This is a genomic window from Clostridium sp. CAG:221 (genome assembly GCA_000435835.1).
In the GTDB taxonomy this organism is placed as follows: domain Bacteria; phylum Bacillota; class Clostridia; order Clostridiales; family Clostridiaceae; genus Clostridium.
The window spans coordinates 1-11127 of the sequence record FR883379.1; the positions used below are offsets into that span (position 1 = coordinate 1).

The 11127-nt window shown below is 28.3% G+C and carries 11 protein-coding genes and 1 tRNA gene; 10 read left to right on the forward strand and 2 right to left on the reverse strand.

What is annotated here, in order from left to right; translation table 11 throughout:
- Positions 1-230 precede the first annotated feature (230 nt).
- The 8 genes from Q5O44_RS03405 to Q5O44_RS03440 all read left to right on the forward strand — a co-directional run bounded on the left by Q5O44_RS03405 (position 231) and on the right by Q5O44_RS03440 (position 8664).
- Positions 231-386, forward strand: a complete 156-nt coding sequence (locus tag Q5O44_RS03405) for a hypothetical protein (RefSeq protein WP_022166983.1) — start codon at positions 231-233, stop codon at positions 384-386.
- 120 nt (positions 387-506) lie between these two features.
- Entirely contained in the window at positions 507-950 is a 444-nt protein-coding gene (locus tag Q5O44_RS03410) for a hypothetical protein (protein WP_022166984.1), read from the forward strand.
- 44 nt (positions 951-994) lie between these two features.
- Positions 995-1450 carry a VanZ family protein gene (locus tag Q5O44_RS03415; RefSeq protein WP_022166985.1) on the forward strand — a complete coding sequence of 152 codons (456 nt, stop codon included), beginning with the start codon at positions 995-997 and terminating at the stop codon, positions 1448-1450.
- Positions 1451-1743: 293 nt separating this feature from the next.
- On the forward strand, positions 1744-3276 hold the full coding sequence (locus Q5O44_RS03420; protein ID WP_022166986.1) for an AbgT family transporter: 1533 nt from the start codon (positions 1744-1746) through the stop codon (positions 3274-3276).
- 421 nt (positions 3277-3697) lie between these two features.
- Complete coding sequence (gene fusA, locus Q5O44_RS03425; RefSeq protein ID WP_022166987.1) at positions 3698-5785, forward strand: elongation factor G; 2088 nt, start codon at positions 3698-3700, stop codon at positions 5783-5785.
- A gap of 139 nt (positions 5786-5924) precedes the next feature.
- On the forward strand, positions 5925-6161 hold the full coding sequence (locus Q5O44_RS03430; protein ID WP_022166988.1) for a hypothetical protein: 237 nt from the start codon (positions 5925-5927) through the stop codon (positions 6159-6161).
- Positions 6162-6304: 143 nt separating this feature from the next.
- The gene (locus tag Q5O44_RS03435; protein ID WP_022166989.1) at positions 6305-7555 is read left to right on the forward strand and encodes a competence/damage-inducible protein A; all 1251 of its coding nucleotides are present in this window, start codon (positions 6305-6307) and stop codon (positions 7553-7555) included.
- Between the two features lie 164 nt (positions 7556-7719).
- Positions 7720-8664: a CPBP family intramembrane glutamic endopeptidase gene (locus Q5O44_RS03440; RefSeq protein ID WP_302637307.1), complete on the forward strand. Its 945-nt coding sequence runs from the start codon at positions 7720-7722 to the stop codon at positions 8662-8664.
- Positions 8665-8747: 83 nt separating this feature from the next.
- Here Q5O44_RS03440 and Q5O44_RS03445 read toward each other — a convergent pair whose 3' ends face one another.
- Complete coding sequence (locus Q5O44_RS03445) at positions 8748-9140, reverse strand: hypothetical protein (protein WP_022166991.1); 393 nt, start codon at positions 9138-9140, stop codon at positions 8748-8750.
- Positions 9141-9306: 166 nt separating this feature from the next.
- On the opposite strand from Q5O44_RS03445, the gene Q5O44_RS03450 reads away from it, so the two are divergent.
- Positions 9307-9382: transfer RNA gene (locus Q5O44_RS03450), tRNA-Phe, on the forward strand.
- A gap of 397 nt (positions 9383-9779) precedes the next feature.
- Positions 9780-9968, forward strand: a complete 189-nt coding sequence (locus Q5O44_RS03455; RefSeq protein ID WP_022166992.1) for a hypothetical protein — start codon at positions 9780-9782, stop codon at positions 9966-9968.
- Between the two features lie 106 nt (positions 9969-10074).
- Here the strand turns inward: Q5O44_RS03455 and Q5O44_RS03460 are convergent, their stop codons facing one another.
- Positions 10075-10752 carry a uracil-DNA glycosylase gene (locus tag Q5O44_RS03460; RefSeq protein ID WP_022166993.1) on the reverse strand — a complete coding sequence of 226 codons (678 nt, stop codon included), beginning with the start codon at positions 10750-10752 and terminating at the stop codon, positions 10075-10077.
- Between the last annotated feature and the right edge of the window lie 375 nt (positions 10753-11127).

Genomic DNA, 11127 nt, shown 5'->3' on the forward strand with positions numbered 1-11127 from the left:
CTTTATCTCCACCATAAAGCTACGAATTATTTCGTAGCTTTTTTGTTTTATCCGAAATTTTAATTGAAAATAATATGTCGTAAATTGAATAAAAAAATATTTTAAAATTTATACAGATTATTTAAATATAATATATAATTATATTAAGGCACGTATACACTATTATAAAGATAAGTCAATTATGAAATAATTCTATAATTATTTTTATAAAAAATTAGGGATGTGAATGTATGGAAAAAAGGACTGAATTAGAGAAAATGATAGTTGAATTAAAACTAGCAAAAAGAGAATTAGTGTTGCTGGGAAAAAACACAAATATAGTAGATGAGAAAATAAAGAATATAGAAAAGAGATTAGCTAGTGAAAATGTAATGGAAGTTAGATAGCTAAAATAAAACTAGAGAGTTTTTGAAAATATATTTTAAACTATGAGTAATATATAGATAATCAAATGCATAATAATTGATGATAAGAGTATATTGGGATAAGTATAAGGAGGAATCGTAGTGATAAGAACTGTGGTTTGTGAAAAGGAAGGATGTAGTGGAAATATTTTTTCTATAGAATCAGAGGATGGACGATTAAAATTAATATGCAAAAATTGCTCAAGTGAATACTATTTAGATACAAATTATTATGATTTTATTATGTTATCAATTTGTTCAAAGTGTAATAATGATGGTTTTAAAATTTATAGAGATACAGAAAACAATAATGTTTACCTTAAATGTTCAAAGTGTGGCTCACCTCCAGAGAAGATATATATAGATATAGATGGAAATCAAGTATCATATGAAACAAAAGTATTAAATGATGTTAAAGATCTTTTATACAAAATTGAACAAAGAATATATGGTATGGAAGTAAAAATACAGGATTTGCAAGGAAGTCAAAATATATTAGAGGAGTCACTGGCATATATTAATAAGTATTTAGTTGAAAAGAATTAATAAGTTAAGTTATGTAACAAATGATTTAGAGGGTAGGAGAAGTAATGAAGCAGCAGAAGAAAAAGAAGAAATTAATTTCATGGATATTATTATTATCATGGATGGTTTTTATATTTTATATGTCTCAACAAACAGGACAAGTATCATCTGGCCAAAGTGGTAAAATAGTATTATTATTATCTAAAATCGGTATTGAGATATCACAAGATAATATAAGTAAAATAACATTTATTATAAGAAAATCAGCGCATTTTAGTGAATACTTTGTTTTATATATTTTATTATTTAATGTAATTAAGAATTACATTCACAGTAAGAAGATAATCTTGTACTCTATTATGGGAGTTATAATTTATGCTGCTTCAGATGAGTTTCATCAGTATTTTGTACCAGGAAGAAGTGCAGCAATTAAGGATGTTTTTATAGATACTTGTGGAGGAATTGCAGCTTCTATAGTTAATAATTTGTTTTATAAGGTTAAAAACATGATAAAAATTTAACCAATGAAACTACTAATAATGTCAAATTGCATTATTAGTAGTTTTTTTTTTTTTTGAAAAAATATAATTATGAATAACTAAATCGTTAAAAAAACATATAATAAGTTATAAATATTCTATTATTCCTTGTATTATTTAACATATAAATAGTAAAAATGTATATAATTAATGAAAAAATTAAAAAAAATGTTTGATTTTGTTATTATATCAATATATAATGAAAACATAGCAAATGAAATTTTAAAAAAAACAAATTGCAAAATCAAATTTAAAAAACTTAGGAGGCGTATGGGATGAATGAGAACAAAAAGAAAAAAGGTTTTCTAGGTACTGTTGAGAGAGTAGGAAATGCCTTACCACATCCAGCAATTATTTTCTTATTATTATGTGTAATAATAGCAGTGGTGTCACATATATGTGCTAAATTAGGTGTATCAGTTACTTATACAGGATTAGATAGATCAACAAATGAAATAAAAGAAATGTCTTCATCAATTGTAAGTTTGCTTAGTCCTGAAGGAATAAGATATATGTTTACTTCAGCAGTAACAAACTTTACAGGATTTGCACCATTAGGTACAGTGCTTGTTGCAATAATTGGTGTAGGTGTAGCTGAAGGATCAGGATTAATAGGAGCTTGCTTAACAAAACTAGTAAGTAGTACACCTAAAAGATTAATAACTCTAGTAGTTGTTTTTGCGGGGGTAATGTCAAGTATAGCATCAGATGCAGGATATGTAGTTTTAATACCTTTAGGTGCTGTTGTATTTATGAGTTTTGGAAGACATCCATTAGCAGGTATCGCTGCAGCTTTTGCAGGGGTATCAGGAGGATTTAGTGCTAACCTTATGGTTGGATCAACAGATGCTTTATTATCTGGAATCAGTACTGAAGCTGCTAAAATGGCAGATGCTACTACAACTGTAGGAATTACTGATAACTGGTACTTTATTATAGCATCAACATTCCTAATAACTATTTTAGGAACAATAGTAACAGAATTTATAGTTGAACCAAAGTTAGGTAAATATAAGGGATCTGTAACTGAAACATTAGCAGATTTAACTGCTGAACAAAAAAGAGGATTAAGATTTGCAGGAATCGCTTTAGTATTATTCTTAATAGGTATGGCATTATTAGTTGTACCAGAGAGTGGGGTATTAAGAAATCCTGAAACAGGAGAAATTCTTACATCACCATTTATGTCATCAATCGTTGTTATTATTTCTTTACTATTCTTAATTCCAGGGATTGCTTATGGAATTGGTGCTAGAGAAATAAAAGATAGTAATCAAGTAGTTAATTTAATGAGTAAAAGTATGGCTTCTATGGGATCATACATAATATTAGTATTCTTTGCTGCTCAATTCGTAGCATACTTCAGCTATACAAATATGGGGACTGTAATAGCTGTTAAGGGAGCAAACTTATTAAAGAATATAGGGTTAAAAGGAATTCCGTTAATATTATTATTTATAATTGTTGCAGCATTTATAAATATATTCATGGGATCAGCTTCAGCTAAATGGGCAATAATGGCACCAATATTTGTGCCAATGTTAATGGAAATGGGTTATTCACCAGCTCTTACTCAAATGGCATACAGAATTGGAGATTCATCAACTAATTTAATATCACCATTAATGAGTTACTTTGCATTAATAGTGGCATTTGCACAAAAATATGATGATGAATCAGGAGCAGGAACTATAATTTCAACTATGTTACCTTATTCAATGATATTCTTAATAGGATGGTCATTACTACTAGTAGTATGGTTTGTTTTAGGACTTCCATTAGGACCAGGAGTAGGAATGGGAATTTAATATAATTATGAAATATGAATGATGAATTAATGTACAAGCTGTATAAATAGATTACAAATATTTTTAAGAATTATTCATGATTAAAAGGAACTATATCAGATAGATATAGTTCCTTTTTTGTACTTAAAAATAATTTAGGGGTAAGGTCTAAGGTTAAATAATAAATAATAAATAATAAATAATAAGCAATGTAAATTAAAAGGGATAAATACTATTAAATAAGGGAATAATTTTATAACAATAGGAAGTAAATAAAATACTTTGGAAATATTACGAGGCTTGTACTATTTGAACATATTAAAACATAAAAATTTAATAGATATTTATTAAGTTAAATGGTTTTAATTATAAATATACTAACACTATATATAAGAAAGGTGGGTGAAGGATAGTACTTAGAGCAAGTATTATCTAAGATATCATGAAAAACTACAATTTTGAAAATTTAAGAAATGTAGGGTTGATAGGACATGGTGCTACAGGAAAGACATCATTGGCTGAGGCATTACTGTATTATACAGGCACTACTGATAGACTTGGAAAAAATGAAGATGGAACCACTGTAATGGATTACGAAGTAGAAGAAAAGAAGAGAGGTATTTCTTTATCGACTTCTATAGCTTATGTTGAATCCAATAATACAAAGATTAATATAGTTGATATGCCTGGATATTTTGATTTTGAAGGCGAAATGATACAAGGAATGAAAGCTATAGATATAGCAACAATTGTAGTATGTGCTGTATCAGGTGTTGAAGTAGGAGCAGAAAAAGCATGGAAGTATTGTAATAAAATAAATCTTCCAAGAGCATTTTTTATAAATAAAATGGATAGGGAAAATGCAGATTTTGATAAGACATTAGAACAAATGAAAGAAAAATTTGGAATTGGCGTAGTACCTATAGAATATCCAATTGGAAAAGAAGATAATTTTATTGGTGTAGTAAATATTATTTCACAAAAAGCATTTAAATTAGATAATAAGACCAAAAAAATGGTAAGTATAGATATTCCTGCAGATCTTATTGATAAAGTAAATGAATGTAGACAAATTATAATGGAAACAGTTGCTGAAACTGATGAAGAATTGTTAGAAAAATATTTGGAAAATGGAGAACTTAGTGATGAAGATATATATTCAGGGCTTATTAAAGGATGTTCTGACGGAGAAATAGCTCCTGTATTATGTGGAAGTGCTACAAAAGTAATTGGTATTCAATCAATGCTGGAAAACATTATAGGATGTTTCCCATCACCTAAATACTCACTTTCTCATAAAGCAATTGATATAGATACTGGTGATGAAATTTCTATGAAGATTGAAGAAGATAAGCCATTTTCAGCTTACGTATTTAAGACTATAGCGGATCCTTTTGTAGGAAAGATTTCATTGTTTAAAGTAATTACTGGAAAGTTAAATGGAGATACAGTAGTGAAGAATACTAGCAGTGGTAAACAAGAAAAACTATCTCATTTATTCTTTATGAGAGGAAAAAATCAAATTGCTACTGATGAAATAATTGCAGGAGATATAGGCGCAGTAGCTAAATTACAATTTACATCAACTGGTGATACTTTATGTAGTCAAGAGCTTAATATTAAATATAATAAGATTAATCTTCCTGTACCAGTTATGCCAATGGCAATACTTCCTAAAGCAAAGGGTGATGAAGAAAAGATTTCTTTGGCTCTATCTAAGCTTAATGAAGAGGATCCTGTTTTTAAAATTGAAAGAGATAAAGAAAATGCAGAGACTATAATTTGGGGATTAGGAGAAACTCACTTAGAAGTAATAGCTAGTAGAATAAAAAATAAATTTGGAGCAGAGGTTATTTTACAGACACCAAAGGTTCCATATAGGGAAACTATTAAAGGTAAGGCTGATGTTCAAGGAAAACACAAGAAACAATCAGGAGGACATGGTCAATATGGTGATGTTAAGATAAAATTTGAACCAAGAAACGATGGTGAACTTGATTTAGATTTTGTTGATAAAGTAGTAGGTGGAGCTGTTCCAAGAAACTTTATACCAGCAGTAGAAAAAGGATTAAGGGAATGTATGTCTAGTGGTGTTTTGGCTGGCTATCCTGTTATAGGAGTCAGAGCAATATTGTATGATGGTTCATATCATCCTGTGGACTCATCAGAAATGGCTTTCAAAATAGCAGCATCCATAGCATACAAAAAAGGCTTAGAAAGTGCAAAGCCTATCTTGTTGGAACCTATAATGAATGTAGAAATTATGGTTCCAGATGAATATATGGGTGATGTAATGGGTGATATAAATAAAAAAAGAGGTCGAGTTATGGGAATGGAACAAGTTGGTGATGAACAAAAAGTTATTGCTGAAGTTCCTATGGCTGAAATGTTTAATTACACTACGTCATTAAGAGCTATGACTCAAGCAAGAGGAAGCTATGTAAGTACCTTTAGTAGATATGAAGAAGTACCAGAATCAGAACTAGCAAAAATATTAAATGAAGCAAAGAACTTAAAGGCAGAAGCTTAAAATAATAAGAGGTGGAATTATACTCCACCTCTTATTCTCTAATAAATTGTATTTCTATATGAATAAAATATAATTTATTTACATAAATTATTATTGAGTAAAAATATAGATGGACTAAAGTAGTAGGAGGATATTAAATATGCCTGACTATAGAATGGATATAAAGGGAAAGCTAGGACTAGGAGAATATAGTGATATATATGACTATATGGGAATAGTTGATAAAAATGATAATTTTACAATTACTTTAGATGCATCAAATAAACAGCACATAAATATAATTACTTCGATGTTAAGAGAAGGGAATTTTGTAATAATAGATCAAGGAATTGATACACTTGGAGGTTATTATATTAATGCTAATAAGTATAAATAATATATCTCTAGAGCTTTAAGCTTTAGGGATTTTAAATTTGTGAATAAATAAGAATATATAAATTAAATTTATATTTTATAATTAATTAATTGGATATAGATGGTATAATTCAATTATAAGTAAATTGAATTGAGGTGAAAGATATGAAAGCTGAGATAATAGCAATAGGTTCAGAAATATTGCTGGGTGATATAGTAAATACAAATGCACAATATTTAGCTAGAGAACTTGCTAATTTAGGAATAGATGTATATCATCAACAGGTAGTTGGTGATAATGAAGAAAGATTATTAAGAGCATATGATGAAGCGTATAAAAGAAGCGATCTTATAATAACTACTGGTGGTTTAGGACCAACACAAGATGATATTACTAAAGAATCAGCAGCAAAGTATTTCAATAAAAAATTAAAGCTTGATGAAGATACCTTAAAAAGCATTGAGAAATACTTTAATAAGCAAGGTCGTGAATTAAAAGGAAATAACGTTAAGCAGGCATATTTTCCAGAAGGTGCAATAATAATGCCTAATAGTTGTGGAACAGCAAGTGGTGTAATTATTGAAGAGGAAAATAAGAAAATGATAATATTGCCAGGGCCTCCAAAAGAAATGGAAAGTATGTTTAATGAGCAAGCACTTCCTTACTTAGAAAAATTAACAGATTGTGTGATCAGATCAAAGATGTTAAGAATTTTTGGAATAGGTGAAAGCTTTATGGCAGAAGAGTTGGCTTATCTTATCGATAATGGAAAAAACCCAACAGTTGCTCCTTATGCCAAAGGTGTAGATGTTAGTTTGAGGATAACTGCCAAAGGAGAAACTGAAGAGGAATGTTTAAAATTAATTAAGCCTGTGGAAGAAGAAGTCAGAAAGAAACTTAAGGAAAAAGTATACGGGGAAGGGGAAATTACCCTTGAACATAAGGTTGCAGAAATGCTGTGTAAAAGTAATTTAACCATTTCTACAGCTGAATCATGTACAGGTGGAATGATTGCAGCTAAGTTAATATCATATCCAGGAGTTTCACAGGTATTTCTTGAAGGTGCTGTTACATATTCCAATGAAGCTAAGGTGAGAAGACTTGGTGTTAAGAAGGAAACCTTAGATTTATATGGTGCAGTAAGTAAAGAAACTGCTAGGGAAATGGCAGAAGGCATATGTAGAGAATGTGGATCAGATATTTCAGTAGTTACAACTGGTATTGCGGGACCAGGGGGTGGAACAGAAGAAAAGCCAGTAGGTTTAGTATATATAGGAGTATGCTTTAAAGGAGAAACTGTAGTAGAAAAGTTTATCTTCCAAGGAGAGCGAGATAAGATTAGAGAAAGAGCTACTATGAATGCATTAAATTTGTTAAGACTAAAAATTATTGAAAAGGGATATTGTAGGGAATAAGAAAAGATAATCCCGTTAATCAAATGATTAAGGGGATTATCTTGTATATAAATAAAATGGGGGAGAGGCGATTAATTATGAAGCTTTATCAACTTCATTTATATTATTATCATATAAAACTATAAATATACATTATTGTAAAGCAGATTTGTAGTTAGGGGGGAATGTTTTTGAGAAAGTCCAAGGAGGCCAACATATACTTTTTAGTTATATTGCTATTAGGGATTTTTATGGCTTATCCATTAGCATATTTATTTAAGTTTTTTAATATTACAGATTATAGAATGAAATTGTTTATTACTCATTTGACTATATTTATAATTCCAGCAATTATTTATTTATTATTATCAAAAAGAAATATTAGGGATACTTTAAAGTTTAATAAGCTTTATTTTAAAGATGCACTATTATTAATATTATTAGCATTTGTCTGTCAACCAATGGTTACATTACTTTCTTTAATATCACAATTGGTATTTCCTAATAATGTGGCTACAGTGATTACAGCTATTATAGATACTCCATATCTTTTATTTTTGCTATTGTTTGCTGTTATGCCAGCTATAACTGAAGAAATAACCATTAGAGGAGTGGTGTTAGCTGGCTATGATGATGAAAATATTTATGTATCGGCAGTAGTTACAGGATTATTTTTTGGAATTATGCATTTAGACGGACAACAATTTTTATATGCAGTGGCATTAGGGATTATATTAGCCTTAGTTGTTAGAATTACTAAAAGTATATTTTCCAGTATGATTATTCACTTCATCATTAATGGTACATCGGTAACAATGTCAAAGTTAACGGATTTATTGCCTGCTAGTAAAGAAGAATTACAGGTAGCAAGTGAAATTACTTTGACTGATTTACCTAATTCAGTAATTTTAGGAGCAATATTCTTTTATGCTATTTTAACTGTAATTTGTTTTGTAGCTATATATTTTATATTTAAGAAGCTTATACTATTAAATGTAACAAGAAATATAATAACAAGAGAAGAAGTACGATTAAAAAAATGTTTTATGAAAAGTATAAAGGATGCAATAAACTTGCCATTTATCTTAATAATAGCAATATATATCATCTATATGAGCTTTTTTAGTTAGTTACAATAAATATGCTACTTACCTCACTATATATTATGTATTCAGTAGATAGATGAATAAGTAGCATATATATTATTAATAAGTTACTTTGGATAAATATTCATTTCTTGTACCCAACCTCTATTATTTATATTAGAGCATGGTAGAGAAATATAATACCAAGTTAAAGAATCAATGAAAACAGAATCTAAAATTTTAACATCTATAGATTCTGATGAAGTCAGTAGTACAGGATATTCAAAGCCTGGAGCAAAATATATTTTGCTGTCTTTATTTAATAAAGCATCAGTGATAGAAGGAGTTGTAAATTTAGCTTTAATTTCTTTAGTGGTGCATTGAGAAAGAGAATTTTCTTTTAATTTAGCATATTGAGAAGACAATATTACAAGCCGCCTTTTTAATAAAGATGTTTTATTATCATAGTAAAAGTATAAGGCAACTGTGCCACCTATTAAAATTAAAAATAATAATATCAAGATTTCCTCCATAATATAATTTGTACAATATAAGTATATTTAGAGCCAATAAAATAATGCTTAATGTGTAAAAAGAAGTTTGAGAGATGGTATATTAAGGGGAAAAAAATAATATAAATAAAAATGTTGACATAATTATAATAATATACTATAATAAAGTTGTTGAGGCTCGATAGCTCAGTCGGTAGAGCAGAGGACTGAAAATCCTCGTGTCCCTGGTTCGATTCCTGGTCGAGCCACCAGGTAAACAGCTTATTAAATAATAAGCTGTTTTTTTTATACTTAAATATATATTCATTAGTTATAAAAGATATATTAGATCACTATTTTAAAAGTAGAGTTTTAATATATCTTTTTTTATAAAAAATATAATAACACTATGTTAAGTTGATATAAATTAAAGATAAAAGGCAATAATATAATACTAATAGATTAATTATAAAATTACATGGATATAAATTGAAAAAGTTAATAAAGAATATACAAAGAGTTATTGCATAACTCTTTACAAGTTAGAAAAAAAGATTTATAGTTATCTTATAGAAAGTAATTTTATATTAATGTATAGGAAATAAATTTGTAATAAAGTGTAGATATAATTAATTGGTATTAAGAGATAAATATGAGAGGGTAGTTAGAATGGAAAAATTTATGTTATCAGAAGAGGGTTATGAATATTTAACTAAAGGAATAGCTATAGGTGTTGGAATAGGAATTTTTGCGGGAGCCTTTTTAGGAAATATAATTTTTACATTTGCTGCCGGAGGAGTAATTGGAATGATAAGTGGTTTAATATATTCTACTTATAAAAAGTTTAAAAAGAAATAATATAGAAGCTTATTTTGCTTTATTCTATAGATAAGGAGTCTTATGAACAGTTATTTTCATAAGGCTCCTATTTTTATATATAAACAAGAATGAAAATTTATGTATCTTATATATTCTCTATTTGCCAATCTATAGGGGGTTTGCCTATAGACATAAGGAAATCATTAGTTTTTGAGAATGGTCGGCTACCAAAGAATCCTCTAAAGGCTGATAATGGACTAGGATGAGTAGATGTTAATATCAGATGCTTATTATTAGTTATTAGGGACTTCTTTTGAATTGCATTATTACCCCATAAGATAAAAACAACAGGGTCATTTTTTTCATTTATCAATTGTATTATCTTGTCTGTCAGTTGTTCCCAGCCTTTATTTTTATGAGAATTTGCTGCACCATCTCTTACAGTAAGAACAGTATTAAGAAGTAAAACACCTTGATCAGCCCATTTTTTTAAATATCCATTGTTAGGAATATAGCAACCTAAATCGTTATTTAATTCTTTATATATATTATTTAAAGAAGGAGGAATGGCAACAGTAGGATTTACCGAGAAACTTAATCCATGAGCCTGATTCATTCCATGGTAAGGATCCTGGCCTAATATTACTACTTTAATATTTTCATATGGTGTGAAATTTAAAGCATTAAATATATTTTCCTTATCAGGATGAATAATATGATGCTTATATTCATCATTGAGAAAATTCCTTAGGTTGGAGAAATAATCTTTTTTAAATTCGTCTTTCAATAAATAATACCAGTCTTTTGCTAATACATTAGTCATTAAATCACCTCTTAATTTTAGTTTATACAATATGAATTATAAGTATTAATAATAAAAATGCCAATAATTTCATAAAAATAGTCAAAAACGTTACCTTGCATATCTTATATAGATAAATTAAGAAAAATAGAGAAAAACAGTATAAATTAAGATTAATATGCTTAAATTAATAATAAAAGATAGAAAAATGAAGAATAATAATGTTAAGATATAACACGTCGCAGAGATAAAACATAGATAAATATCTAGCAAGTAACTTTGCGAAATTGGAAAATAACTTCTGAGAAAAACTTTTTAAAAAGTTGTTGACAGAATAAACTTCCGGTGATAAGATAAGAAAGTCGCTTGAGGGCGACGGAGATAATGGTCTTTGAA

Bases quoted from the DNA above. Each gene is read 5' to 3' on its own strand.
- Q5O44_RS03405 (WP_022166983.1), top strand. From the start codon at position 231: ATGGAAAAAAGGACTGAATTAGAGAAAATGATAGTTGAATTAAAACTA.
- Q5O44_RS03415 (WP_022166985.1), top strand. From the start codon at position 995: ATGAAGCAGCAGAAGAAAAAGAAGAAATTAATTTCATGGATATTATTA.
- Q5O44_RS03420 (WP_022166986.1), top strand. From the start codon at position 1,744: ATGAATGAGAACAAAAAGAAAAAAGGTTTTCTAGGTACTGTTGAGAGA.
- fusA (WP_022166987.1), top strand. From the start codon at position 3,698: ATGAAAAACTACAATTTTGAAAATTTAAGAAATGTAGGGTTGATAGGA.
- Q5O44_RS03430 (WP_022166988.1), top strand. From the start codon at position 5,925: ATGCCTGACTATAGAATGGATATAAAGGGAAAGCTAGGACTAGGAGAA.
- Q5O44_RS03435 (WP_022166989.1), top strand. From the start codon at position 6,305: ATGAAAGCTGAGATAATAGCAATAGGTTCAGAAATATTGCTGGGTGAT.
- Q5O44_RS03440 (WP_302637307.1), top strand. From the start codon at position 7,720: ATGTTTTTGAGAAAGTCCAAGGAGGCCAACATATACTTTTTAGTTATA.
- Q5O44_RS03455 (WP_022166992.1), top strand. From the start codon at position 9,780: ATGGAAAAATTTATGTTATCAGAAGAGGGTTATGAATATTTAACTAAA.
- Q5O44_RS03460 (WP_022166993.1), bottom strand. From the start codon at position 10,752: ATGACTAATGTATTAGCAAAAGACTGGTATTATTTATTGAAAGACGAA.